The sequence below is a fragment of the Desulfoluna sp. CYM3A genome, assembly GCF_056829965.1.
On sequence record NZ_CP186556.1, the window covers coordinates 2327244 to 2353999 of the forward strand.

Genomic DNA, 26756 nt, shown 5'->3' on the forward strand with positions numbered 1-26756 from the left:
GCACCGAAAATTTACATCCGCGATTTCACCCCACGTAAATTGAAGCGCCTTTGATGAAGTGAACTTCCCGGTATTCAATGATATGCCATCGCTCGAAATGACAGCATAGTCTGTTTTAGAAATGACGAACGATACCATGGAGCACAGAAACAACCATGTGTAGACAGAAGCCATCACCATTGAATTGACTGACCAGTTCAATGAGACAAAAAGAGTCATACATCCAAAGACATACAGGAATCTCCAGCCAAGACTATAATGTTTAATTTTCGTGACATTTTCCATAATGGGACAGGGTAGTTCTGAAAGAATAGAAGTAAATAACCCCAAGGATTTACCACAAAAAAACTATTGACACGGTAAAAATATGAAATTAGGCTGGGATGTAATAACTAGTTATTACGACGTTTTTGGAATTCATGATGCGACCCGACAGGATGCACCAACATCCTGCCAGGCCTGACCAAAACAACCTTCTACGGAGGTCGTCATGGCTACACGGTTTTTTACACCACACCCATCCCCATTTCAAGTCGTATTTTCCTTCAACCGCGCAACGTTGCGCATCTTTCCCCTGCTAAAACGGCGTTGTACATTCCCGCGGGGTAGTGATTGGTGAACAATGCGCAGGGAGCATGTCATAGCGGACTGATAAGCCATAACCGCTGTTGACGTATCTCTCAATGCAATCTCTGTTTACTGATCCTCAATCACCCACGGTGTGCCCGGCGACTCCACGGTCCGGATGTTTCTCGATTTTTCCCATGAAATATCCGGGATGACCAGGGGTGCGCCGTGGGTGATCGGGGCGATCCATCTCTACCCATGGAGATCCACTTACGATTCACACCCAATACAGGGGATTCACCATGACCTCACCAAACAGCCTGCCCGGCCCCGGCATGTTTTCAGGGTCGGAAATCTCTGAACTCTGCGATGCCATCAAAGACGTTCACCGCCTCCTCACGTCCGTGGGAGCTTTCTTTTCCGAACTGGAGAACGCTGAGGCCCCGGGTGGAAACGGCCTCCAGATCGATTTCAAAAAATGGGGGCTTCGCACCATCACCGAAGATCTTCTGGAACGGCAATACCAGGCCGTGGATCAAATCGTATCGTTTTATCGGGAAGAGCAGAAAAAAATGATCAAGAAGGGGAGGGGATAGACATGTTTGAGGCCCTCGGCTCCCATAGCGTCAGGCGGTGCGGGAGCCGACAGGCCGGATTGGCTCCGTTACGTCAAACCACGCTCGAGGTTTAACGGTGGGCCATACCGCTGAGAATCGTTTCGATTTCACGCACCACCGCCCTGCATTTCTGCTCGTCAAGGGCATCGGGGTGGGGTGAGGCAAACCGGCCCACATCATTGTCGAAATATGTGCCGGAGGCATGGGCAAACTCTTCGGAAAGGGCGGCACGGCAGAGAATGTCCGCGCCGATGCCCAGGTCTGCGCCGTCTCTGCCATAGGCTTCTTTCACCATCTTGCTGCCCAGAAAGGACCGGGGATTCACCGCAATGACGGACGGCCCTTTATCCCGCGAGGGATACAGGGCCATGTGGCGGGACCACATGGTCAGGGCCAGCTTGCTCTGGGCATAGACAGCGCCGTCGCCGAGCCGACTCGGGCCATGGAGCGCCTTGGGGGCAAGGGAGGCCTGTGCGGCGGAGGAGAGATTGACCACCCGGCCTGTGGCGCCCATCAAGGGAAGCAGGCGCCTGGTCAGGAGATAGGGTGCAATGGTGTTGACCGCAAAACGGATGTCCAGCCTGTCCGGCGTCTCGGTTTCAGGTGCTGTGAACACCCCTGCGTTGTTGATCAGCACATCAAGTCTGTCGTGGGCGTCCAACACCGCCTTTGCCATGGTTTCCACATGGGCCAGCCGGGAGAGGTCCGCAACATACCCGTACATTGGCCCCGCACCGGGCAATGCAGTCAGCACCTTTTCAACCGATTCAAGCTTGGCGGGGTTGCGTCCGTGCAGCAACAGGGTATGGCCGTCCGAAGCCAGCATCCTGGCCGTTTCCAGACCGATGCCGTCGGTGGCTCCGGTAAGGAGAATGGTTTTCGGTTCCATACGTCCTCCCGATTTTCTTGGGGCGCATTGGCGACCATGCCGCCCCGGTGGGTTGCGTGGACGCTCAGGTCACCCGAAGGACCTGATCCCAGCGCGTGGTGTAGGAAGGGGACTTGTGGTTAAACCGGGTGTGCCAGGCCTTGGGGGCCAGGCGGCTTGCGGCGAGACCGGAAGAAGCGTAGCCCACGGTACGCCGCCCCATGGATGTGTTCAGGGCGTCCACGGTTTTCATCAGGGCCGAAGAGCGGGTGCGGTCCATGGTATCGAAGAGAAGCTGCTGCTCCGCGGCTTCCCGGGTCAGCTCCCGCATGTGGACCCCGAGTTTTTTGAACGGGGTGTTCTCCCGGTAGATGGTGTCAAAGGCTTCAAGGGCGCCCTTGATGATCTCCGGGCTGTCCGAGGTCGTGGTCGGGAACCGGAACGTGGCCGTGTTGTAGTAGAAATCGTCTTTGCGGAACCTGCTGCTCATGGCGTAGACTTCCATGGAGCCTGCCCGGAGGCCGTCTTTTCGAAGCTTTTCAGCGGCACGTTCTGCATAGGAGGAGAGGGCCTCCCGAAGTTCCCGGAGTTCATCAATGCCCCTGACAAAGGTGCGGGATACACCGACCCCTTTTTTTGTGGGTGGATTGGCCTCCAACGGGTAGCAGGAGATCCCGGAGAGCTCGTCCATGATCCGGGTGCCGTTGATCCCCATGCGTTTGCGGATCATTGCCCGGTCCGCCTTTGCCAGGTCCAGGGCCGTGTTGATCCCCCGAACCTTCAGGAATTTTGCATACCGCCTGCCAACGCCCCACACCTTGCCCACCGGCGTGGCCGCAAGGGCCCGTTCATGCCAGACCGGATCACAGATATCGCAGACCCCGCCAAGGCTGGGGCACTTTTTGGCAAAGCCCGTGGCCACCTTGGCCAGGGTTTTGGTGGGCCCCACACCAACGGAGACAGGGATGCCCGTGTTCTGCGTCACGGTTTGGGCGATGGTGCGGCACAGGCCGGGAACATCTGCCGCCCGGAATGTGGAAAGGTCCAGAAAGGACTCGTCGATGGAGTACACCTCAAGGTCCGGCACCAGCTGGCCCAGGGTGATGGTCACCCGTCGGGACATGTCCCCGTAGAGGGCGTAATTCGAGGAGAAGACGGCCACGTCGTGCTTTTTGAGCAGCGCCTCCAGGGTAAAGACCGGAGCCCCCATGCCGATGCCCAGGGCCTTGGCCTCGTTGGAACGCGCCACGGCGCATCCGTCGTTGTTGGAAAGGACGATGACAGGGCGGCCCACAAGGGTCGGGTTGAACACGCGCTCGCAGGAGACGTAAAAATTGTTGCAGTCCACAAGGGCAAAACGGGCCATGGGTGCCTCGATAAAGGTGATGGTTCGGGTTCCTGATGAGGGATACAATCACAGAATAAAGGCTCGGGCAACCTTTTGGAAGGATTTGTTACCCAAGGCGGCCCCGCCCCATGATCTCTGCGGGTCTTGGACATTGTGTGGCACGGCACATGATGTCATCAGAACAACAGCAGATCACTTCACAACTATCAGGCATTATCCTCCAGAACATTTCTCCCTTCGGCAGTCGGAATGGCAAAACCCATAATATGGGCAAGTGTCGGCGCAATGTCCACAAGCTCCATCCCGTTGATGTCTTTATTCTTAGGAATGCTCACCCCTTCAAGAAAAAAGGCGGCCCTCATCTCGGGAAACGTTTCTGAATAGCCGTGCTGAGCCATATAGGTGGGCTCTGATTTAAAATAGTTTCCCTGAGTCTGCTCCTGTATTTCATAGCCCGGCTTGGTTACAAGAACATAATCGAATTCAGATACGCCTTTTCTTTTGGCAAAGGCTTGCTGACCGGTCATCACCTCCATGATTCCGCTGTCTTCATCTTCTTGAAGCCGGTTCAATATTTCCTCTACCTTCTTTCTGACGGCGCTGTCATCGGAATGTTTCAGCTTGATGTACCCTGATCCGCCTGAACGCTGGCACCATGCCTTCCAGTCCGAGACATTGCCACTTTCATCAAGCGAGATTAACCCCTCCCGGGCAAAAAGCGTATTGGGCCTTATATCTCCGATATTGTCCAGCATTCCATGGTCCGAGACCACGCACACAACAACATTACCGCCGGTCATTTCATGGAATAAGCAGGAGGTCGAACGCACCCAACATCTGATCGATCTTTTCCAGGGCCTCCAAGGCCTCCTTGCCGTAGGTTCCCACTTCATGGGCCACGGTATCATATGCAGCAATGTATGTTGTCAGAAAAAAGGGGGGGGTTCCGGCGCCGGAGGCTACCTTATTTTCAAGCAGCCATGATGAGAATTCCAGACGTTTTCCATCTCCTTTAAGGCTCAGATCCGTTGCAGGGTATTGCCCCATTTCTTGTTCCGCTTCCCTGACCAGGCCCTGAGGGCGGCTTACCGCGTCGAGTATTTTACTGTCCAGATAGGTTCCGTCCCTCCAGTACTCGGGAATATTATAATCCGCATCCGCTCCTACGGATGTCGGAAATCCCACGTTAACTGAGACATAACCATTTTTCCCGGCATAGTACCACAGGTTTTGAACCCTCTCGCTGACAAACCAGTTGTACGCTTTAAGGTGCTTTCCTTCAGGATCAAAGACATAATTGGTATGTATTCCGTGGGTGCCCGGATGGGTGCCGGTGATGATGGACTGGTGACAGGGATACGTAAATGTGGGAAAAACGCTTTTGACGCCGCAGGAGGCATGAGTGCCGTTCTCCACAAAATATTTGCGGAGGTTGGGTAAATTCAGCCCGAGACGATCGGAATCGAAAACGAATTCAGACTTTACGGCATCTATTGATACCAGCACAACGCTTGGTCTTATCGTTTTATTCACTTTCACCACCTCTTAGATGTGTCCTCTGCAAACACGGTTTAAAATGTGCTATTAGACGAAACCAAGGGCCATCTGTAACCGTGTGTTGCCTGGCCGTACCTTCATAGACACGGACCATTTCAGGTCCGTGTCATATTACTCCTACACGTCAGGCAAATGCTTCCTGGGCTTCCTTTTGCGCGGCCTCTTTTTTCTTTGCCACCATTTTGCAAAGGATGCTGCTCACAATAACACCCATCACGGCGCAAGCCGTCATCAAAATGAAAACATGCTTGTATCCGCCAATTCCCGGAGTACGGTCAAGCAGTCTGCCATAGACCGAATACATAAACATACCCGGAGCATATCCGATGAAACTTCCTATGGACATGGCGGCACCGCTGATTTCTCTGGGAACATCCACTTCATCCATGGGGGCGAAAAACACGGCCCTCTGGGTGTATACAATGGCACCAATACCAAGGGTAACCACCATCCCTACATAGACATTCATGGATTCGTGGGGCAGCAGGATAAATGCCGTCATGGCGACAATAAACGCGATAAAGGCGAGCCTTAAATAGCGTGATGCGGATTTCACCTTTTTGTCTGCCAGCATCCCGCCGATAGGACCGCCCACCATTTTTAGGCCATAGACATTGATAATACCGTATGCGCCGACCAGGGTAACAGGCAGCCCATAGATATCTTTCAAAAAGGGAATAAAATATGTCAAACCGCAGAATACGGAATACACGGAGAAAATGGTGAATGCCACCGTCCAGATCTGGGGGGTTTTTACGGCCTTGATCATTCCGTCAATGGCAAGCTTGTTTCGGCTAGCCCCTTTAGCTTGAGCCGCTTCTATCTTATCATCCTCAATCAGGAAATATGAAATAATCCCGACAACAATAACAGTTACGGAATAAAATATGATTGCCCCCCTGAATCCTGCAGCCTCCTTGCCCAGCCAGGCAAATATTGCCAGTGCGCTGAAAGCGACGATGGTGTCGACAACGCCCCTTCCGGCTTCAAGGAATCCGAACATTCTTCCCTGCTCATCTTTATTTCCTAACAACCTTACCGCTTTGAGCAGAACAGGCCAATAGGCCATGTCGCAGACAACGCCGAATAACGCCCAGGTGACAAGAATTCCGGTATAGCTGGGAAATGTCGTCAGGTAGAACCCGAGGCACCCGGTCGAAATCAATGACACAGGTATCAATATCCTTTTTGAGAATCTGTCGGACAGATAGATTGAAAAAATAAAACCAAAGGACGCTACAGTTCCCCAAGCAGACATGGCGTTACCTATTTGGGTATGCGTCAGGTTGAAATATTCCTGCATAGGGACATAAAATGCATCTTTCAACGATGCAAGTTTATATATTGTTCCCCCACCAAGAACCAGAACCATAAATCTAAACCATCTGTTTACCTGCTTATCTCCCATTATCCTCCTCCTCCTCTTCTGGTAAATTGAGAGGTCCCCACCTCGGGTGGGGGGACTCCCCAAGTTTGACAGTTCCACCAGTGGAAGTAGTCAACTTTACTAAAAAGTTTAACGGCTCATAAGATAAGTACCGTCACAGTCGGGGTTTAGCTGAGCTATGGGTTCATAACCAAAAACGCACATGAAAAAATTAGTATTCGTAACCTTTTAGTCTATTTTTTTCATCGCATCAGAACATTACAAGCACTTGCACCCAATCCGAATAAATCGAAAAGTCAAAAGGAATCTAATCTGGCGGTAGTGCATTCCATATCCCGGTAAACCTTGTATCCGTCCTTGTGCTAACAATATTAACTATTACAGAGTAACACACAGCAACTTACGTGCCGGCCACATAGCAAAACACCGTTCCTGTCTTCTCAAAAACGGCCAGACAAATCCATTCTCTAAAAAAATCAAAATGTTAATATCAGAAATATATGTTGCTCTTTTTTTATTTTACACTCTGGGCAAGAAAAGCCTGACAAATATATTTGTCTATATGTTGACCCAAAGAATGAAATGACAAATATATTTGTCGTATGTATTGACAAATATATTTTTCATTTAGGAATAAACAACCGATATGCCATTTTCTTGCGAATCATACGTTTAATGAGGAGTCGGGGTGAAATACGTGGTCGGCCCATGTCCCTTTTTGAAAGAGTTCTCGATGAATTTGTTGTTCATTCGTAACTATTCAGCTGCGGGGAAAGGACCGATCTGTTCGGCAGGAAGGAAGGAACACCAACCACTTTGAAAATAGGGAAGGGGAAGCAACACGCAATAAAAAACCATAACAGCTATATATTAAGCGTTTTTTACAAAACCCACGGTTTTCTGCTCGATTTTCTCAGCCTCTGGGCGAGCCGAGTTCACCCATTTTTTGCGTTATCAGAGCCTTGAGGTAAACCACTACATCTGCAGCTCTGATGCCTTGAATATAGGTGCACTCGACTCGTGAACTATCCGGGATAGTCTGACCACATGACCCCACGATCCAAAAACAGGGGACGGCAACAGCCGTAGCGTAGGCTTACCTTAATAATAAGGCGATAAGGCGGTGGCCCTTGTTTATTATGCGCACCGGGACGTCCCGCCTGTCCCTGTTTGACATATCGCACGCCAGTGCGTAGAGTGTCAGAGCACGATGGAGGGCATCCAAGCCCTCACAAGGTCCTGCATAACCATGTACCCATTTAAAAACACTTTGGAGACCACACATGCTGAAACCTCTCACCAGACTCCTTGCCACCACCTCGGCATGCCTCATGCTTATGGCGGGTGGAGCCGGGGCCATGGAGATCGCTTCCGTCAATGACGAAGCCATCACCCTCAAGGAACTGAACTACGCCGTCCAGACTCTTCCGGAGTATCGGAAGCTCCAGCAGGAGGTCCTCAAGCGCGTTATCATCAACACCCTCTACTACCAGGAAAGCGTAAAAGCGGGAATCAAGGTGGAAGAGAGCCTTGTGACCGAAAACTATGAGAAGCTGAAAAACAGGTTCACCGGCGACAAGGTGGACTTCGACAAGCTCCTGGCCTCCCAGGGCAAGACACCGGCAGACATCAAAAACGGCATCCGAAAGCAGCTCATGGTCCAGGCCTTTATGGAGCAGCTCGATAAAAAAGCCAACATCGTGGTCACCGACGAGGAAGCCCGACTCTTTTACGATGAGCAGCCCTCCCTTTTCAGCACCCCGGAGAAGGTACGCGTCAGCCACATCCACATCGCACTTCCCGCCGACGCCACCGACAAAGAGACCAAAGAGGCCCTTAAAAAGATCCAGGACGTGGAAAAAGAGCTGGACGCCGGCAAACCCTTTGCCGAGGTTGCCAAGGCCAAATCCAACGCGGTGGACGCCAAGAACGGCGGGGATGTCGGGTTCATCACCAAAGACTCTCCCGTGGCCAAATCCCTGCTGGATGCATCCTTTTCCCTGAAAAAGGGTGAGCGCAGCGGCATCGTCAAGTCCCTGGACGGCTACCACATCATTGAAGTGACCGATCGTAAGGCGCCCTCCACCATGGGCTTCGACGAAGTCAAAAGTTCCATCAAGAACAACATGACCAAAGAACGCCTGCAGATCCAGCGCGCCTACTTTGAAAAGTCCATGGCAGACAAGGCCGACATTAAAATCTACCTTAAATAGAAAGGAACATACATATATGAAACGAAGTGTAATCAGAGGCACCGGCCGTTGTATCCCCTCCCGATGCGTCACCAACGATGATCTTTCCAAGATGATGGATACCAACGACGAGTGGATCCAGCAGCGCACCGGCATCAAGACCCGTTACTGGGTTCCGGAAGGAGAGATCGTCGGGGCGTCCGATCTTGCCCTGGAAGCGGCCAAAAAGGCCCTGGACACCGCCGGATGGGAAGCCGAAGAGCTGGACCTGATCATCTTCGCCACCCTGAGCCCGGACATCTTTTTCCCCGGCTCCGGTTGCCTCCTTCAGGCCAAGCTGGGCCTCTCCGAGACACCGGCCCTTGATATCCGCCAGCAGTGCACCGGCTTTATCTACGGCATGGGCACGGCAGACGCCTACATCCGTAGCGGCATGTACAACAAGGTCCTGGTCATCGGGGCCGAAGTCCACAGCACCGGCCTGGACAAGACCACAGCCGGTCGTGACGTGGCCGTGCTCTTCGGAGACGGTGCAGGCGCCGTCTGCCTGGAGGGAATCGAGACAGAGAAGAACATAGGCATCCTCGGCACCATCCTGAAGGCCGACGGCAAATTCGCCGATAAGCTCATGCTGGAGCTGCCTGCCTCCAAGTACCCGGAGCGTATCAACGCCGAGCTTCTCAAGACCGGCGGCCAGTTCCCCACCATGGACGGCACCCGCATCTTCAAGCTGGCCCTCCGCAAGCTCCCCGAGGTCACCCGTGAGGTGCTGGACCAGGCCGACATGACCCTGGACGAGGTAGACATGGTGATCCCCCACCAGGCCAACCTGCGTATCAACGAGGCCTACCAGAAAACCCTGGGCCTCCCCAGCGACAAAATCTTCAACAACATCCAGAAATACGGCAACACCACCGCCGCCACCATTCCCATCGCCCTGGACGAAACCATTGAGCAGGGCCTCGTAGACCCCGCATCAAGCACCGTCCTCTTCTCCGCATTGGGCGCAGGGCTTACCTGGGCGGCCATGATCTACCGCTTCGGCGAGTAGCAGCCGCTGCCGCAAGGCACTTGACCAAACAAAAAAACGGAGCCGCTTTTTAAAAAGCGGCTCCGTTTTTGTTTTGGGCCATAGGCGACCAGACCTGCGCCATCTTAACGGACGCGCGCTCGCCTTCCGTTGTAGGGCTGGCGAAAAAAAGAATAAAAGCGCCTCCGGCGGCAAGGTGAGCCACCTTAAAAGCTGGTTGCCGCCACACATTGACCCTCGTTCCTCTGGTCAATGTGTGGCGGCATTTCTTTCGTTTTGATCCGCGAGGCCGGTCGGTGGTTCGTGAGGGACGCCGTGCGCACCAGAAAAACATTCAAGATGTCGATATTGTAAGGGTTTTGGCAAAGGACGGTGGCAAACGCTGCGTCAGGCGGTGCGGGAGCCGCACCCTACAGCACGCGTAACCGGTCGGTGGTTCGTAGGGTGCGCCGTGCGCACCGAAAAACATTCAAATCCCCCGGCAGGGCCGCCGGAGGCATGCCCCTTAAAGGGGCAACCTCCCGGCAAACAACCGTTCCAGATAGAACCGGGTGATCTCATCCATATGACCGAAGCTGTGCTCCGGATTCGTATTGCGCGCCACGATCTCCCGGCGCAGGTCGTTGGCGATGGTCTTGCCCAGCTCCACCCCGAACTGGTCAAAGGGGTTGATGTCCCAGATAAAGGCTTTGTACACGGTCTGAGCCTCGTAGTAGGCGAGGAGACGTCCCACGTTCACCGGGGAGAGGTCGTTGAGCAAAATGGTGGAGGAGGGGCGGTTGCCCTGGAAGAACCGGGTCTTTTCCTCGGAATCTTTCCCCACGGCAAGGGCCGTGGCCTGGGAAATGAGGTTGGCCCAGAGTTCCTGGTGGTTGCTCACCCCGTGGGGGCGGCAGCTCCCTTCCGGGTACTGGGGCGTGATCACCCCGATAAAATCGATGGGGAAGGGGTGGCCTTGGTGGGCCAGCTGGAAAAAGGAGTGCTGGGCGTTGGTGCCGGGCTCTCCGAAGATGATCACCCCGGAGGACTGATCGATCTCGTAGTTGTTGATGGTAACGGACTTGCCGTTGCTCTCCATGTTGAGCTGCTGGATGTGGGGGGCCAGCTTGGAGAGGGGAGAGGCATAGGGAATCACGGCCTGGGCCTGGTACCCGAGAAAATTGTTGTTCCAGATCCCGATGAGGGCCGACACCAGGGGGATGTTCTCAGGGGAGGGGGCGTACTTGGTGTGGATGTCCATCTCCCGGGCCCCTTCCAGAAACTGGTTAAAGCGGTCGTAGCCCAGGTAGAGGCTCAGGGGCACGCCCCCCACCGCCGAGGTGACGCTGAACCGGCCGCCGATGAAATCGAACATGTGAAAGGTCTCGATGCCGGACTCTTTGCCCTTGTCCCCCGGGCTCCCCTTGCTGGTCACCGTCACGAAATGCTTGGGGGCATCCAGGCCGCAGGAGGTCATGTAGGCCTTCATCTGCTGGGCGTTGGCCATGGTCTCCACCGTGGTGAAGCTCTTGGAGATGACAATGCACAGGGTGGATTCCGGGTCGATCTTGGTCTTGATGGTCTCGAAGTTGTGGGAGTCCACGTTGGAGAGAAAATGGAGCTCCATGCCTTTGTCGGCATAGGCAAACAGAGCGTTGGCCACGAACTCGGTGCCCAGGTAGGAGCCACCGATGCCGATGACCACGATGTGACGAAACTTTTTCCCGGTGCTGCCGCACACCGTGCCATCGTGGACCTTTTCGCTGAACTCCTTCATCTGGCGACGAACCGCGTCGATCTCATCCATCACGTTGACCCCGTCCACACAGATGGACTGGCCGGAGAAGCTGCGTGCGGCCGTGTGCAGGGCAGCGCGGTTTTCCGTCACGTTCACCTTGCAGCCGTCCACCTTGTCGCGATATTTGCGATGAACTTTCGCGACCTTGGCGAGTTCAAAGAGAAGGTCCATGGTCTTGCGCGTGACCCGTTGGCGCGAAAAATCGTAGAAGAAGTCCACATGCTTTAAGGAAAATCCCTCCATCCGGCCGTCTTCTTGTATCAGGTGCTTCAAATGGTATTCAGGCCTCTTCATCTCTTCCGCATGGGCTTTGAGTTTTTTCCACACAGGGGTTTTGCTGATCCTGAAACCTTTTTCAGCCATCGTCTCTCCAGTTCGTGTTGTTGTGATTCCGCGAGGCAATCGGGTTAAAAAAAGATTAAATTATAAGGGTGGGGCCAGGGTGTGACAAGGGAAAAAAATCCGCGACGGCTGCCACTGGCCAAGATACCGGATCATAAGTACATCGGTTCTTTAAAAATGGCGACGGTGAAAAACAGGCGATGACCGCCTACGCCATCCGGCCAGTGCCGGTGCCGCAGCACCCCTCAGTCCAGGGATCCTCCGCCGGGCCTTTCCCTTGACTTGCCATTCACCAGCCGTTAAAAACATGATATTTATAAACCTGACCACACCATCCTACCATAAGAGGCCATCATGAACGAAACAGAACCCGGTGACATCATTCGCGCGCTCCTGGACAAAGGCGTCAACATTCCCGCCCCCATGAGCATAGAGATCTCTCCGGAGGTCCGTATCGATCGCATCTCCGGCGACGGGGTGACACTCCACAGGGGCTGCCGCATCTCCGGGGAGGAGACCTTCATCGGCCCGGGGGTCGTCCTCGGCGAAGAGGCGCCCATGACCGTGGACTCCTGCCAGCTGGCCAAAGGCGTCCGCCTCAAGGGAGGCTTTGCCCAGAAAACCGTCTTCCTGGAAAAAGCCGAAGTCGGCTCCGGCGCCCATCTGCGCGAAGGCACCATTCTGGAAGAGGAGGCCTCCTGCGCCCACACCGTGGGGCTCAAACAGACCATTTTGCTCCCCTTTGTCACCCTGGGGAGCCTCATCAACTTCTGCGACGTGCTCATGGCCGGAGGCACCAGCCGACGCGACCACAGTGAGGTGGGCAGCTCCTACATCCACTTCAACTTCACCCCCAACCAGGACAAGGCCACGGCCTCCCTTTTAGGAAACGTCCCCGAAGGGGTGATGCTGGACAAGAAGCCCATCTTTCTGGGAGGGCAGGGGGGCCTGGTGGGACCGTGCCACCTGGCCTTCGGCACGGTGGTGGCCGCAGGCACCCTCATGCGCAAGGACGAAGAGACCGAAGGACGGCTCCACTTCGGCGGCGCAATGCGGGCAGGCTCCGTTGCCGCCCCCGAAGGGGTCTACCAGAACGTCACCCGCATCGTGAAGCACAATATCCGCTACATGGGCAACCTCGTGGCTCTCTCCGCCTGGACCCGCCAGGTCCGAAGCGCCTTTGTGGGCAGGGCCTACCCCAAGGCAGTGCACCAGGGACACCTGGCCAACCTGGACCGTGCCCTGAATGAGCGCATGAAGCGATTCCGCGCCTTTGCCGAAAAGCTTCCCGCCTCCCTTGCCATGGGCATGGAAAAGGGGACGGTTCCAGCCGACTCCTCCCTGGCCGCCCAGAAAAAAGAGGTGACGGCACAACTCGAAGCGTTTCAAGAGGCTCTCCAGGCCTTTGCAGCTCCTGGCGCCCACCCCAAGGTTCCCGGCCCCTTCGAAGAGGTCGTGGGCCAGATGGCCGACGGGGCCGGTTACATTGAAACCATCCACGGCCTGGACGACCGGGAACGCGCCCTGGGTCGGGACTGGCTCTTCGACATCGTTCGCCGCACCGAGGCCCTCGGGGCCGATCACTTCTCCTTAACTTACGCTTAAAACATGGGCCACAACCCATTAAAATCCAAGGTGATATCCATGAAATTATTCGGAACCGACGGCATCCGCGGTACCTTCAATCAGCATCCCATGACCGTGGAAACCGCCCTTCGGGTGGGCCAGGCCGTGGCAGCCACCTTTGCCACACCGTCCAAGCACACCGTCATCATCGGGCGGGATACCCGGCAGTCGGGCCAGGCCCTGTCCTCGGCCCTTGCCGCAGGCGTCATGAGCATGGGCGCCCATGTGGCCCTGGCGGGTGTGATTCCCACACCCGGCGTGGCCTTTCTCACGGCCGCCCATGACGAGGCAGCTCTGGGCGTGGTGATCTCAGCCTCCCACAACCCCTTTGAAGACAACGGCATCAAGCTGTTTAATGAAGATGGCTTCAAGTTCGACGAGGCCGTGGAAGCCCGCATCGAAGCCCTGGTTGCAGACACCGACGCCCTTCAGTCGCGCCTGGAAGCAGTTCCCACCGTGGGAACCATGAACCACATCCCCCATGCCGCCACCCGCTACCTGGGCTTCCTTAAAGAGGCATGCCCCGTGGACCTCTCCGGCCTGCGCCTGGTGGCCGACGCCTCCAACGGCGCGGCAAGCAGCCTGGCCGAGCCCCTGCTCAGGGGCGCCGGAGCCGAGCTGACCCTCATCAACGCCGCCCCCAACGGGATCAACATCAACGCGGGCTGCGGCTCCGAGCACCCGGACGAAGTACAGGCCCTGGTGACATCCTCCGGAGCTTCTGCCGGCCTTGCCTTTGACGGAGACGCCGACCGCTTGATCTGCGTGGACGAAACCGGGGAGATCGTTTCCGGCGACCAGGTCATCGCCATTGTGGCCGAATACTACCGGACCCAGGGAATCCTTGCCAACGACACCGTGGTCACAACCGTCATGAGCAACATGGGCCTTTCCGCCTGCCTGGAAGAAAAGGGGGTCACCCACACCAAGAGCGCGGTGGGGGATCGCCACGTCATGCTCGCCATGAAAGAGCAGGGCGCCGTGGTGGGAGGGGAAGACTCCGGCCACATGATCTTTCTGGATCGCCACACCACCGGAGACGGCCTGCTGAGCGCGCTCCTCCTGCTCACCGTCCTCAAAGAGACCGGCAAACCGCTCTCCGAGCTGAAACAGGCCATGACCGTGTTTCCCCAGGTACTCATCAACGTGGACGTTGCCGAGAAAAAGCCATTGGAAGAGCTCACCGCAGTGCCCAAGGCCATTGACGAAGCGGAAAAAGCATTGAACGGAAAAGGGCGCACCCTGGTGCGCTACTCCGGCACCCAGAAAATGCTCCGGGTGATGGTGGAAGGGGAGGACGCCGACCTCACCCGCTACTGGGCCGAGGCCATTGCCGAGGCTGTTCGCCGAGAGATCGGATAAAAAAAAGCCTCCGGCGGCGAGGTGTGCCACCTCGAAAGCAGGTTGCGAATGCGCCTTTGACTTTGGCCGGAAGGGCCCGTGTATACACCCTAAAAAAAACGGCCCGTGTTACCCGGATAACCGGAAACACGGGCCGTTTGGATTCACCAGAAAAGCCGTGTGCTATTCGCGGTTCCCCATGATGCGAAGGAGCATGAGGAAGAGGTTGATGAAATCAAGGTAGAGGGTGAGGGCACCCATGATGGCGCCTTTGCGCAGGGTCCCTGCGTCCAGGTCTCCGGGCTGGGAGAGGGCCATCATCTTGATTTTCTGGGTGTCGTAGGCGGTGAGGCCCACAAAAACGATGACGCCCACGTAGGAGATGATCATGGACATGCCGGAACTTCTGAGGAAGATGTTCACCACCGTGGCGATGATGATGCCGATGAGGCCCATGAACATGAAGTTGCCCATGCCCGTCAGGTCTTTTTTGGTCACCATGCCGTAGACGCTGCACGTTCCGAACATAGCCGCACACACCACAAAGGTCGAAAAGATGGACGACCGGGTGTAGACGATAAAGATAGAGGCGAGGGTGGCGCCGTTCAGGGCGGAATAAAGCACGAAGAGCAGGGTGGCCGTGCTTGCCTTGATCCGCTGGATACCGGCTGAAATGGCCACGACCATGCCGAGTTCTGCGATGATCAGACCGAAAAAGACCATGCGGTTGCCGAAGATGAGTTCGAGCATTGCACGGGAGTTGGCTACGTACCACGCCACACCGGCGGTAAGAAGAAGTCCCACCGCCATCCAGTTGTAAACACTCATCAAAAAGGTGTTTACCGCTGCCTGGGAACGGACATTTTGAACAGATGAAGACTGCATTGATCCTCCGAATTGAGAAGTTGATGATGACGCCGCAATGTTGCGAGGCTATCTCGTTGGATACCGGATCTTTATCGGACCATCCGGGCCCACAGCAGAAAAGATAACACAGGTATCCGCGATTTCAACCTGTAAAACGCGGCAGCGCCCGGCAAGAATGATCTGCGCGGGAACATAAAGCAAAAAACAGCCGCTCATTTCAAAAATTTAATGGTGGCAGATGGCCGGGGACAGAAAAAACAACCCATGGCCACGATGGCAGCGGCAGGGTCACGGGGGATTCCCGGGGATGTTTTGCCCTTAAGGAACGTGCCGCACTTGACCTGGGCCCGCCATCCGGGATATGCGAAGGAGATATGGACACAGCAGCACAAAACCAACCGACAACCGCAGTGGAAGCATCCACCATGAAACTGAGCCAGACCGAACTCTTTGAGCACCTGAAGACGACCCTTGAAAAAATGGGTGCCACGTATCAGGAGCACAGCTTCCGGGCCACCACGATCCCGGTCAAGAGCGGCCTCTGCGTGGTTCGTGGGGAACTCTGCTTCATCATGGACAAACGGCGGAAGCTCCGCGAGAAGAATCGCATCCTCGGCCGCGCCCTGGCACGCATGGACCTGGACACCGTCCACATTCCGCCTGCGGTGAGGGAATTTATCTCTGGAGATGCCTCGTGATGCATCAGGGGAGGCCCTCGAACCCTGATACGGGTTCCATATGCAAAAGTTTACATAATATCTATTATCGGACGTTATTAATAGATAGAGACCTACATCACGACGCAGCCATCCATCTGATTCCATACCTTTTTCATTAACGCAGTGTCATAAGCCCATTTGCAACCCACAGCGTTTGTTGCAACATGAACGGTGCCACTTGCATCTACGCCGATCCGCGTATCGTCACCACGGCAGACGACACGGGACGTCGCCTGGAAAGCTGCGATCCCATCCCAAAACCCCATCGGCCAATAACGAGGCAGCTTGGTAGCCGGCGTCCCAGTTGCCGGGCTAAATCGGCTCTTTTATTGAACCCCACCTGCAACTGTGCTAGATTGGCGAACCCGGAGCTGATCCTCCGTGCGAAGCCTGTGCCGATGAACGGCGTCGGGCACCCCTTGGCAACCCCTTCAGGAAAGACATTGGAGATGACGGAACGAAAAGAGATCTATTCGGTCTCGAGCCTGACCCGCGAAATCAAAGGCGTGCTTGAGAACCGATTCCCATACGTGTGGATTTACGGAGAGATATCCAACCTTCGCATTCCCTCGTCGGGCCACTGCTATTTCACGCTGAAGGACCAGGGCGCCCAGATCAGCGGCGTCCTCTTCCGCGGCCAGGCCTCCCGGCTGAAGTTTCGCCTTCAGGACGGCCAGACCATCACCGGATTGGGACGCGTCAGCCTGTATGAGCCCAGGGGTACCTACCAGATCATTTTTGAATACATGGAACCCAAGGGCGCCGGGGCCCTGCAGCTCGCCTTTGAGCAACTCAAACGAAAACTCGCTGCCGAGGGACTCTTTGACGAGGCCATTAAGAAAAAACTCCCCCCCTTCCCCGAGCGCATTGCCCTGGTCACCTCCCCCACGGGGGCTGTGGTTCACGACATGCTCACCGTCTTTCGCCTCCGCTATCCCAACGCGGAGCTCCTGGTGGTGCCCGTAAGGGTCCAGGGCGACCAGGCCTGCCTCGATATCCCGGCGGCCATCGCCGGGATCAACCGGCACATGGCCGCCGACCTTATTATAGTAGCGCGGGGCGGCGGGTCCATGGAGGACCTGGCTCCCTTCAACAGCGAAGAGGTGGCCCGGGCCATCCACGGGTCGGTGCTTCCCGTCATCAGCGCCGTGGGCCATGAGACGGACTACACCATCGCCGATTTCACGGCGGACATGCGGGCTCCGACCCCCACGGCAGCCGCGTCCCTTGCGGTTCCTGACAAAAAACGGCTGAAAGAAGACGTGGCCCTGCTGGCGGCCCGGCTCCGCCTCTGCATGGACCGAAGGATAGAAGACGGGAGGCTGCGACTGAACGCGGCATCACGCCGCCTTGTGGACCCGAAAAAAAAGATATATGATCACAGGTTGCGGGTGGACGAACTGACCCAGCGCATGGCACGGGCCATTCGCCGGGAACTGGGCGATCGAAGGACAGCCCTCACCTGGCGCAGGGACCGGCTGGCCAAGGCCTCTCCCCTTCTGGCCGTGGAGGCCGGACGCCGCGAGGTTCGGGAGCTGTCCAGGCGCATGGACCTTGCCATGGAGGCACGGCTGGCCCGGAGCCGGGACACCCAGAAGCGCCTGGAACAAAACCTCAGCGCCCTGAGCCCCAAACTGGTCCTGGACCGGGGCTACAGCATTGTGCGCGATTCACAAAGCGGTGAGGTCATCACCCGCGCAGCCCAGGTGGAGATCGGATCTTCCCTGGATGTGGTTCTTGCAGACGGCTTGCTTGAAGCCGTTGTGGAAAGGAAAGACGATGGCAAAGAAAAAATTTGAAGAGGCAGTGGCTCAGCTGGAGGCCATTGTCGAAGATCTGGAGTCAGGGGATCTTCCGCTGGACAAGGCCATGAAACGCTTTGAAGAGGGCGTCAAGCTCTCCAAGACCTGCTCGGACACCCTGGACGAAGCCGAGACCCGCGTGCGGATCCTCACCGGCGAAACCGCTGAGGGCCTCCAGGACGCCCCCTTTACCGAAACCGATCAGCGGGGCGCGGAATGAGCGCATTCGACTTAAAAGGGTACCTCGAAGCAAAACGGAGTCGCCGTGGTCTAGGCGCCCTTAAAGGGCACCTTGCCACCCTGACCCCTTCCGTGGAAACGCGGGTGGCCCAGGCCATGGCCTACTCCCTGATGGCCGGGGGCAAGCGGCTGCGGCCCATCCTCTGCATGGCCGCCTGCGAGGCGGTGGGAGGAAACCCGGAGACCGCCATGAAAGCGGCGTGTGCCCTGGAGATGATCCACACCTACTCCCTGGTCCACGACGATCTGCCTGCCATGGACGACGATGATTTCAGGCGGGGACGCCCCACCTGCCACAAGGCCTTTGACGAAGCAACGGCCGTCCTGGCAGGGGATGCCCTGCTCACCTCGGCGTTTCACCTCCTGGCCCTGGACCGGGGCCCCCGTGCCGAGGTAACCCTGGACGTCATCCGCCTCATTGCCGATGCTTCCGGCGCCTTTGGCATGATCGAAGGCCAGATGCGGGACATCGAAGCCGAAGGCCGCGCCCTGGACCTTGGCTCTTTACGGGAGCTGCACGGCCTGAAAACCGGTGCCCTTATCCGCGCCTCCGTGGAGTCCGGCGCCGTCATCGGCGATGCGGCAAACGGCGAGCGGGAGGCTCTGACCCGCTACGCAGAAAAGATCGGCCTGGCCTTCCAGGTAACCGACAACAGCGACATCCTCAACGTGGAGCAGGGACTGGACCATGGGCAAAGGGGTCGGCACGGACGCTGAACACGACAAGGCCACCTACCCGTCCCTCATGGGGCTGGAAGAATCCAAGGCCTACGCAAAGCAGCTGGTGGAGGAGGCCGTGAATGCCCTGGCCGTCCTTGATGAACGAGCAAACCCCTTGAAGGCGCTGGCCCTGTACGTTGTCCAGCGCCAACGTTGATTTCCGCCCCCAGGGGCTGAAAGCGAACTTTTATTTCCTCACCATGGGTGGGGGGGAACCATACAGGTGATGGTGATGACCCTTTTAAATCAGATCGACTCCCCGGCAGACCTGAAGAAGCTGGATCGCAGCCAGCTTCCCCAGCTTGCCCGGGAGATTCGGGACAATATTGTGGATGTGGTGTCCAAAAACGGCGGCCACCTGGCATCCAGCCTCGGCGTCGTGGAGCTGACCATTGCGGTTCACTACGTGTTTGACGTGCCCTTTGACAAGGTCGTCTGGGACGTGGGCCACCAGGCCTATGCCCACAAACTGCTCACCGGACGGCGGGACGCATTTCCGACCCTGAGAACCCTGGGGGGCATCTCCGGCTTTCCCAAGGTGAGCGAAAGCCCCTACGACGCGTTCACCACCGGCCACAGCAGCACCTCGGTGTCTGCGGGCTACGGCATGAGCTGCGCCCGGGACATAAAGGGCGAAAACGGAAAGGTCATCTCCATCATTGGCGACGGCAGCCTCACCGGCGGCATCGCCTACGAGGGGCTCAACCAGTCCGGGCCCTCCAGCCGCAACCACCTGGTGATCTTAAATGACAACGAGATGTCCATCGCCAAAAACGTGGGCGCCCTCTCCTCCTTCCTGAGCCGCACCTTTTCCGCCAAGTACCTCCAGGACCTCAAGGGCGAGTTCAAAAAGGCCATGAAAGCCCTGCCAAAGGTGGGAGACGACATCTACCAGTTTGCCAAGAAGACCGAAGAGTCCTTCAAGGCCTTCGTCACCCCCGGCATGCTCTTTGAGGCGTTCAAGTTCGAATACCTGGGGCCCATCGACGGCCACAACATGGAACACCTCATCGACATCCTGGAAAACATCAAAAAGCTCAACAAGCCGGTGCTGCTGCACGTCATGAGCAAAAAAGGCATGGGCTACGCCCCGGCCGAGGCAAACCCCGTCTATTTCCACGGCGTGGGCGCCTTTGAAAAAGAGACGGGCAACAGCATGAAGGCCAAGCCCAAGGCCCCCTCCTATACCGAGGTCTTCGGCAGGAGCATGGTGGAGCTGGCCGAAACCGACAAACGCATCGTGGCCGTCACCGCGGCCATGCCCGAAGGGACAGGGCTCACGGAGTTTGCCTCCCGGTTCCCCGAGCGATTCTTTGATGTGGGCATCGCCGAACAGCACGGGTAAACCTTTGCCGCGGGCATGGCCACAGAAGGAATGAAACCGGTGGTGGCCATCTACTCCACCTTCCTCCAGAGGGCCTACGACCAAATCCTCCACGATGTCTGCCTGGACAGGCACCCGGTGATCTTTGCCGTGGATCGCGGCGGCCTCGTGGGCGAAGACGGCCCCACCCACCACGGGCTCTTTGACCTGGCCTACCTGCGCCCCCTGCCCAACATGGTCATCATGGCCCCTGCCGATGAAAATGAGCTGCGGCAGATGCTCCGCACCGCCCTGGACCACGACGGCCCCATCGCCATCCGTTACCCGCGCGGGGCTGCCGAAGGGGTCCCCGTGGATGCGTCGGCCCCTGCCCTTCCCATAGGCAAAGGCGCCCTGGTCCGTGAAGGCAGCGACCTTGCCCTTCTTGCCATCGGCACCACCCTGGCCACCTGCATGGAAGCGGCCGAGAAGCTCTCGGACCAGGGCATTGAAGCCGCCGTCATCAACGCACGCTTTGTCAAACCCCTGGACAAGGACCTCATCCTCCACTGGGCGGACAAAACAGGCCGCGTGGTGACCGTGGAAGAGCACATGAAAGCCGGCGGCTTCGGCAGCGCAGTGCTGGAACTCCTCTCCGACGAGGGCCTGGCACACATCACCACCGCCCGTGTGGGCATCGAAGATCACTTTGTGGAGCACGGTCCCCGGGCAGAGTTGTGTCGTCGCCAGGGCATCTCCACCGAGGGTGTCATGGAGGCCGCGTTCCGTGTAACGGGACGGACCGAAAGCGTCACCACCCTGGCCGGAAAGGGCCGATAACGAGAAAGGACAAGGAAAACATTTGAGTCAGGAAGTGAAAATGAGAATTGACCAGCTCCTCGTGGACAAGGGGCTGGTGGAGAGCCGCCACAAAGCCCAGGCGCTGATTCTGGCCGGAAAAATACTGGTAAACCGGGTACCTGTCACCAAGGCCGGGACCAAGGTTTTGACAAGCGCCGAGATACACGTCAAAGAGGACGAGATTCCGTATGTCAGCCGAGGGGCCCTGAAACTGGAAGAAGCCCTGAAAACCCTTGAAATCGACATTGCCCATGATGTATGTCTGGACATCGGCGCTTCCACGGGAGGCTTTACCGATTGCCTGCTCCGACACGGGGCAGACAAAGTCTATGCCGTGGACGTGGGCTACGGCCAGCTGGCCTGGTCCCTGCGCAACGATGAAAGGGTCGTGGTGCTGGAACGCACCAATATCCGCTACCTGACGGAAGAGCAGGTCCCCGAGAAGGTGGACCTGGTCACCATCGACACCTCCTTCATCTCACTGAAGCTGGTGGTACCGGCGGCCCTTGGTTTTCTCAAAAAAGAGGGACGAATTCTCGCGCTCATCAAACCTCAGTTTGAGGTAGGAAAAGGGAAAGTGGGAAAAGGCGGGGTCGTCAAGGACCCGGCACAGCACGCGGAAGTCATCGACAATCTTAGCGATTTCTTCCAGGAACTCGGCCTTGAAAAAGAGGCTGTCATCCCCTCCCCCATCCTCGGCCCCAAGGGCAATCGCGAATTCATTATCTCTTTGAAATACTGACGGGATTGATATATATACCTAAGTTCGTAACGGTATGTTTATACACAACGCCCCAAGGGGATTTCTCACAGGGCGTTGGCAGAAGCACTCGACCCGGCACGAACCGCACGAAAGAGGCGGGGTCGAGAAGCAAAACATGTAATTCAGGAGAAGAGACAGTCACATAGACATAGGCTTGAATCATTCACATATTGAGGAGGTTGTTTAATGAAGTTATCTTCTGATAAACTGCGTAACGTCGCTCTGGCAGCCCATGGAGGTGCAGGCAAGACATCCCTTGCCGAGGCATTGATTTTCAACGCGGGCGCAACCAGCCGACTTGGCCGTGTGGAAGAGGGCAACACCGTGATGGACTACTCGGAAGAAGAGCAGCGCCGCACCGCGTCCCTCAGCAGCGCCTTTTTTCAATATGAGTGGAAAAAACACATCATCAGCCTCATCGATACCCCGGGTGACAAAAACTTCTTCTCCGACGCCAAAACCTGCATGCCCGCAGCCGACGCTGCCGTCATCGTCATCGACGCCTGCACGGGCTCCGATATCCGCACCGAACAATCCGCACAATTTGCAGGTGAAAACGCCATCCCGACTGTCTGTTTCATCAACAAACTCGACCACGAGCGTGCCGACTTCAGGCAGGCCTTCACCAGCGCGGTGGACGCCCTTGATCCCAAGCCTATTCTGATTCAACTCCCCATCGGGGAAAAAGACACCTTCACCGGTGTCGTGGACCTCATCGCCAACAAGGCCTACAGCCTCAAAGACGGCAAGGCCGAGCCCATGGACATCCCTGCGGACATGGCCGACGATGTGGAATCCGAACGAGCCGAACTCATTGAAAACATCGCCGAAGCAGATGACGAGCTCCTTGAGCGCTATCTGGAAGGCGACGAAATAAAAGACGCAGAGCTGGTGGCCGCGCTCAAAACCGGCACCAAAAACCGTCAGTTCATGCCGGTTCTCTGCGGGGCGGCCACGGCCAACATGGGCGTGACCCTCCTGGCCGACTTCATCGTGGACGGCCTGCCCAGCCCCCTGGAGCATGCCCCCTTCCCCACCACGGACGGAGAGGGCGTGGCCTTTGACCCAAGCGCCCCCTTTTCAGGGTATGTCTTCAAGACCATCGTGGACCCCTACGCGGGCCGCCTCTCCCTGATCAAGATCGTTTCCGGCTCCCTGGGCAAGGACGGCACCGTCTACAACACCGACAAGGACAGCAAGGAGCGTTTCTCCCAGCTTCTCTACCTTGCCGGAAAAGACCAGAAGCCCATCGACCATGCCGAAGCCGGTGCCATCGTGGCCGTGGCCAAGCTCAAAGAGACCTTCACCGGAGCCACCTTGTGCGACGAAAGCCGCAAGGTGATCCTCAAGCCCACGGACCCCATCGCCCCGGTAATCTCCTTTGCCGTGGAGGCCGCCAACCAGGGAGACGAAGACAAGGTCTTCTCCTCCCTCTCCAGGCTCCAGGAGGAAGATCCCTCCCTGGGCCTCGACCGTATTGCCGAAACAAAAGAGATCCTTTTGAACGGTATGGGTATGGTCCACGTGGAGGCCACCATTGAAAAGCTCAAGCGGAAGTTCAACCTCGAAGTGGTGATCAAGCCCCCCAAGGTCCCCTACCGAGAGACCGTCCGCAAAAAAGTCCGTGTCCAGGGCAAGCACAAGAAACAGACCGGCGGGCACGGTCAGTACGGGGACTGCTGGATCGTCTTGGAGCCCCAGCAGAGAGGCGACGGCTTTGAATTCGTAGACGCCATCGTCGGCGGGGTCATCCCCAAGACTTACATCCCCGCCGTGGAAAAAGGGATTGCAGAGGCGTCCTCCAAAGGGGTCCTCGCCGGTTTTCCCTGTGTGGACTTCAAGGTGACCCTGGATTACGGCTCCTTCCATGCAGTGGACTCCTCGGAGATGGCCTTCAAGATGGCCGGTTCCCTGGCCTTTCGCAAGGCGTGCGAAGAGTCCGGCGGGGTTCTTCTGGAGCCTGTCATGAACGTGGCCGTCATCGTTCCCGATGATTTTACCGGCGACGTTATGGGGGACCTCAACTCCAGAAGAGGACGCGTCCTCGGCATGGACAGCGAAGGCAAATATCAGGTGATCAACGCCCATGTGCCCATGGCCGAGATCCTCACCTACGCCCCGGATCTCAACTCCATGACCGGTGGACGGGGCACCTTCACCCGGGAATTTTCGCACTACGATGAGGTTCCCGGGGATATCGCCAAAAAAGTACTTGAAAAGATTGCGGCGGAGCAGGAAAATTAGCTTCGCTTGAATGTTTCTGAATAAGAAACGGCAGAGGATGCGGTTCACCCGTATCCTCTGCTGTTTTGTTTTTGAGAGAGGAAGAGACTTTAAAAAAATGAGACGAAATATTGTACATGTCGGATCCGGGCAGCTCACCTACGAAATCCGAGAAATCGTAGCCGTGGCCAACGAACTGGCAGCCCTGGGCGTCGACATCACCTGGGAAAACATCGGAGACCCTGTGGCAAAGGGAGAGTCTATCCCTGACTGGATCAAAGAGATCATCACCGATCTCGTTGGACAAGACGACACCTACGGCTATGTGGCCACACGGGGCGTTTCCAACACCCAGCAGTTCCTTGCCGAATGCGTCAACAGCCGCGGAGGCACGCAGATCACCAAAGATGACATTGTCTTCTTCAACGGACTGGGCGACGCCGTGGCCAAGATTTTCGGGTTCCTCAAACGCGAAGCCCGGGTCATCGGCCCCTCCCCCGCCTACTCCACCCACTCCTCTGCCGAGGCGGCCCACTCGGGCTACAACCACCTCACCTACGAGCTGGACCCGGAGAATGGCTGGCTGCCGGACCTGGAGGACCTGGAAAACAAGGTCAAATACAACGACGCCATCGCCGGCATCCTCATCATCAACCCGGACAACCCCACGGGCGCGGTCTACCCCCGGGAGGTCCTGGAAAAGATGGTGGACATTGCACGGCGACACCGCATCTTCATCATCTGCGACGAGATCTACTCCCACATCGTCTACGACGACGCCTCCACGGTTCACCTGAGCGAAGTCATCGGCGAAGTCCCGGGCATGGCGCTCCGCGGCATCTCCAAAGAGTACCCCTGGCCCGGCGGCCGCTGCGGATGGATCGAGGTGTACAACCAGAACAGCTACCCCATGTTCCGCCAGTACATCCAGAGCATCGTCAACGCCAAGATGCTGGAGGTGTGCTCCACAAGCCTTCCCCAGCACTCCATCCCCCTGGTCATGGGCCACCCCAACTACCGGGGACACCTTGAGATGCGCCGGGACATGTTTCACCGCCGGGCCGACGAAGCCTACGACATGCTCAAGGATGTGGAAGGTATCTCGGTCATCAAGCCCAAAGGGGCCTTTTACATGTCCGTCCTCTTTGATGACGGCGTGCTGAACAGCGACCAGACCCTTGCCATCGGCGACGGACGCGTCCGAAGCTATATCGAAGAGAAGATCGAAAATGTGGAAGTGGACAAGCGCTTCGTCTACTACCTGCTTGCCGCCACCGGCATCTGCGTGGTTCCCCTCACCGGGTTCTGCTGCTCCCGCAAGGGATTCCGCATCACCCTCCTTGAAACCGACGACGACAAGCGCCGGTGGACCTTCCAGACCGTGGCCGACAGCATCCGCGCCTACCTGGAGTCCAACCGAGGCTCCGCCGGTGATGAGGCGTGCCGACTGGCCGTGTAAAAGAACAGACTACCGGCTTTAACAACAAAAGCCCCTCGGACGGAAACGATTTTCCGTCTTCGAGGGGCTTTGTTGGTTTAAGGGCTTTCGGGATTTTAATGAAACTCGATATAAAGTCCCAGCTTGCCGTAGTGCTGGGTGGAGTCAAAGGCCATGCCCACCTCCAGGTCGCTGATGCTGCGAATGGTGCCGTACTTTTCAATGAGGGAGTGCTCCCTGTCGTCCAGGTGAAACGCCAGCTCCACCCGCATCCCCACCTCCAGGGGCACCGAGGTCACCAACCGAACCCGCAGACCCGACTGGGAGATGTCCGTCACCGTTCCCGACAGGTTGTATCCCCGCTCCTGGACCTTGCAGACCACCGGCAATTCTACATCCTTGCGCACAAACTGCCGCCGTTCGAGCTGCACATGAAAGCTGTGGCCGCAGGTGCACCGACACCGGATCTTTACATGACTCTGGACCCCCATGAAGGTGGAGACATCCTGTTCCTTCACCCGGTGACACGATGGGCAGGTGATAAACGCCTGGAAATCTTCTTTCACAAGAATCGTAGCAAGCATGGTTTCCCGTCCTCACCGGCCGGAAGTCATGAAAACATAAGATACTGGCCGATTTTGTCGTATTTTTCTATTTCGGTGAATTCAAGGCCCAGGAACGGGCCGTTGATGCTTCGGACCACCGCCGTTTTGCTGATGAATGACCGATCTTTATCGTCGAGGTTGAACTCCACGTGGATAATATCTTCAATGGCAAAGGGAAAAGCCGTGTTGACCCGGATCCGGCACCCGGACCGGGACAGGTCCTTGACGGTCATGATGAATTTGCGGCCGTCATGGGAACCGAAGGCCACCCCGGACAATTCGAGGGATTTGCGGTAGTACTTTCGCCGCTCGATCACCACGGAAAAAACATGGCCGCATTTGCAGGTGCACTTGATCCTGAGTTGCGCCTTGGCGGTCAGGAGCTTGGAGATATCCGTGGTCCGGGATCGCTCACAGACAGGGCACACAAAGGTTGCCGTGGTGCTGGTTCCGAGAAATATTTTTTCTGCCATTGCCTTGCCTTTTATTTGGAGGGTCGAAGTCCCGAGGCACCCTGACACGCATTACCCCAGCTTCACTGACCTTCTCTGGGTCCCGGCACA

At 56.9% G+C, this 26756-nt stretch carries 23 protein-coding genes and 1 pseudogene; 15 read left to right on the forward strand and 9 right to left on the reverse strand.

Annotated elements, in window-relative coordinates; all coding sequences use genetic code 11:
• The first annotated feature begins 869 nt into the window (after window positions 1-869).
• Entirely contained in the window at window positions 870-1163 is a 294-nt protein-coding gene (locus ACOYW1_RS11990; RefSeq protein ID WP_482422979.1) for a hypothetical protein, read from the forward strand.
• A 91-nt stretch (window positions 1164-1254) separates the two neighbouring features.
• On the opposite strand, the gene ACOYW1_RS11995 is transcribed toward ACOYW1_RS11990, so the two are convergent.
• The 5 genes from ACOYW1_RS11995 to ACOYW1_RS12015 all read right to left on the reverse strand — a co-directional run bounded on the left by ACOYW1_RS11995 (window position 1255) and on the right by ACOYW1_RS12015 (window position 6365).
• Window positions 1255-2073, reverse strand: a complete 819-nt coding sequence (locus tag ACOYW1_RS11995) for an SDR family NAD(P)-dependent oxidoreductase (protein ID WP_482422980.1) — start codon at window positions 2071-2073, stop codon at window positions 1255-1257.
• 64 nt (window positions 2074-2137) lie between these two features.
• Window positions 2138-3418 carry a Y-family DNA polymerase gene (locus tag ACOYW1_RS12000; RefSeq protein ID WP_482422981.1) on the reverse strand — a complete coding sequence of 427 codons (1281 nt, stop codon included), beginning with the start codon at window positions 3416-3418 and terminating at the stop codon, window positions 2138-2140.
• 188 nt (window positions 3419-3606) lie between these two features.
• Complete coding sequence (locus tag ACOYW1_RS12005; protein ID WP_482422982.1) at window positions 3607-4308, reverse strand: alkaline phosphatase family protein; 702 nt, start codon at window positions 4306-4308, stop codon at window positions 3607-3609.
• Window positions 4202-4942: an alkaline phosphatase family protein gene (locus ACOYW1_RS12010; protein ID WP_482422983.1), complete on the reverse strand. Its 741-nt coding sequence runs from the start codon at window positions 4940-4942 to the stop codon at window positions 4202-4204. The genes ACOYW1_RS12005 and ACOYW1_RS12010 overlap by 107 nt, the downstream gene beginning before the upstream one ends.
• A 139-nt stretch (window positions 4943-5081) precedes the next feature.
• Window positions 5082-6365 carry an MFS transporter gene (locus ACOYW1_RS12015; RefSeq protein WP_482422984.1) on the reverse strand — a complete coding sequence of 428 codons (1284 nt, stop codon included), beginning with the start codon at window positions 6363-6365 and terminating at the stop codon, window positions 5082-5084.
• Window positions 6366-7627: 1262 nt separating this feature from the next.
• On the opposite strand from ACOYW1_RS12015, the gene ACOYW1_RS12020 reads away from it, so the two are divergent.
• Window positions 7628-8557 carry a foldase protein PrsA gene (locus tag ACOYW1_RS12020; RefSeq protein WP_482422985.1) on the forward strand — a complete coding sequence of 310 codons (930 nt, stop codon included), beginning with the start codon at window positions 7628-7630 and terminating at the stop codon, window positions 8555-8557.
• Between the two features lie 16 nt (window positions 8558-8573).
• Window positions 8574-9587, forward strand: a complete 1014-nt coding sequence (locus ACOYW1_RS12025) for a 3-oxoacyl-ACP synthase III family protein (RefSeq protein WP_482422986.1) — start codon at window positions 8574-8576, stop codon at window positions 9585-9587.
• A 484-nt stretch (window positions 9588-10071) separates the two neighbouring features.
• On the opposite strand, the gene pgi is transcribed toward ACOYW1_RS12025, so the two are convergent.
• On the reverse strand, window positions 10072-11706 hold the full coding sequence (pgi, locus tag ACOYW1_RS12030) for a glucose-6-phosphate isomerase (RefSeq protein ID WP_482422987.1): 1635 nt from the start codon (window positions 11704-11706) through the stop codon (window positions 10072-10074).
• Window positions 11707-12039: 333 nt separating this feature from the next.
• On the opposite strand from pgi, the gene ACOYW1_RS12035 reads away from it, so the two are divergent.
• Window positions 12040-13290 carry a protein GlmU gene (locus tag ACOYW1_RS12035; RefSeq protein ID WP_482422988.1) on the forward strand — a complete coding sequence of 417 codons (1251 nt, stop codon included), beginning with the start codon at window positions 12040-12042 and terminating at the stop codon, window positions 13288-13290.
• A gap of 39 nt (window positions 13291-13329) precedes the next feature.
• The gene (gene glmM / locus ACOYW1_RS12040; protein ID WP_482422989.1) at window positions 13330-14673 is read left to right on the forward strand and encodes a phosphoglucosamine mutase; all 1344 of its coding nucleotides are present in this window, start codon (window positions 13330-13332) and stop codon (window positions 14671-14673) included.
• A gap of 162 nt (window positions 14674-14835) precedes the next feature.
• Here glmM and ACOYW1_RS12045 read toward each other — a convergent pair whose 3' ends face one another.
• A complete protein-coding gene (locus tag ACOYW1_RS12045) occupies window positions 14836-15537 on the reverse strand; it encodes a Bax inhibitor-1/YccA family protein (RefSeq protein ID WP_482422990.1) in 702 nt (233 codons plus the stop codon).
• 356 nt (window positions 15538-15893) lie between these two features.
• Between ACOYW1_RS12045 and ACOYW1_RS12050 the strand changes: the two genes are divergently transcribed.
• The 10 genes and pseudogenes from ACOYW1_RS12050 (at window position 15894) to ACOYW1_RS12095 (ending at window position 25609) form a co-directional block, all read left to right on the forward strand.
• Entirely contained in the window at window positions 15894-16217 is a 324-nt protein-coding gene (locus tag ACOYW1_RS12050) for a hypothetical protein (protein ID WP_482422991.1), read from the forward strand.
• 470 nt (window positions 16218-16687) lie between these two features.
• On the forward strand, window positions 16688-18037 hold the full coding sequence (gene xseA / locus ACOYW1_RS12055) for an exodeoxyribonuclease VII large subunit (protein WP_482422992.1): 1350 nt from the start codon (window positions 16688-16690) through the stop codon (window positions 18035-18037).
• Window positions 18018-18260, forward strand: a complete 243-nt coding sequence (xseB, locus tag ACOYW1_RS12060; protein ID WP_180144955.1) for an exodeoxyribonuclease VII small subunit — start codon at window positions 18018-18020, stop codon at window positions 18258-18260. Before xseA ends, xseB begins: the two co-directional genes overlap by 20 nt.
• Window positions 18257-18997, forward strand: coding sequence for a polyprenyl synthetase family protein (locus ACOYW1_RS12065; protein ID WP_482422993.1), 741 nt, complete (start codon window positions 18257-18259; stop codon window positions 18995-18997). Before xseB ends, ACOYW1_RS12065 begins: the two co-directional genes overlap by 4 nt.
• Entirely contained in the window at window positions 18969-19157 is a 189-nt protein-coding gene (locus tag ACOYW1_RS12070) for a hypothetical protein (protein ID WP_482422994.1), read from the forward strand. Before ACOYW1_RS12065 ends, ACOYW1_RS12070 begins: the two co-directional genes overlap by 29 nt.
• A 75-nt stretch (window positions 19158-19232) precedes the next feature.
• Window positions 19233-20648 (forward strand): annotated as a pseudogene (gene dxs / locus ACOYW1_RS12075) (1-deoxy-D-xylulose-5-phosphate synthase); the annotation flags it as partial.
• Between the two features lie 27 nt (window positions 20649-20675).
• Window positions 20676-21143 carry a transketolase C-terminal domain-containing protein gene (locus tag ACOYW1_RS12080; protein ID WP_482423709.1) on the forward strand — a complete coding sequence of 156 codons (468 nt, stop codon included), beginning with the start codon at window positions 20676-20678 and terminating at the stop codon, window positions 21141-21143.
• Between the two features lie 40 nt (window positions 21144-21183).
• Window positions 21184-21906: a TlyA family RNA methyltransferase gene (locus ACOYW1_RS12085; protein WP_482416260.1), complete on the forward strand. Its 723-nt coding sequence runs from the start codon at window positions 21184-21186 to the stop codon at window positions 21904-21906.
• Window positions 21907-22113: 207 nt separating this feature from the next.
• Entirely contained in the window at window positions 22114-24171 is a 2058-nt protein-coding gene (gene fusA, locus ACOYW1_RS12090) for an elongation factor G (RefSeq protein ID WP_482422995.1), read from the forward strand.
• 97 nt (window positions 24172-24268) lie between these two features.
• The gene (locus ACOYW1_RS12095; protein ID WP_482422996.1) at window positions 24269-25609 is read left to right on the forward strand and encodes a pyridoxal phosphate-dependent aminotransferase; all 1341 of its coding nucleotides are present in this window, start codon (window positions 24269-24271) and stop codon (window positions 25607-25609) included.
• A gap of 95 nt (window positions 25610-25704) precedes the next feature.
• On the opposite strand, the gene ACOYW1_RS12100 is transcribed toward ACOYW1_RS12095, so the two are convergent.
• Together ACOYW1_RS12100 and ACOYW1_RS12105 are read right to left on the reverse strand one after the other, a co-directional pair.
• Window positions 25705-26172, reverse strand: a complete 468-nt coding sequence (locus ACOYW1_RS12100; RefSeq protein WP_482422997.1) for a PilZ domain-containing protein — start codon at window positions 26170-26172, stop codon at window positions 25705-25707.
• A 26-nt stretch (window positions 26173-26198) separates the two neighbouring features.
• Window positions 26199-26666, reverse strand: coding sequence for a PilZ domain-containing protein (locus tag ACOYW1_RS12105; protein WP_482416256.1), 468 nt, complete (start codon window positions 26664-26666; stop codon window positions 26199-26201).
• Window positions 26667-26756: the final 90 nt, after the last annotated feature.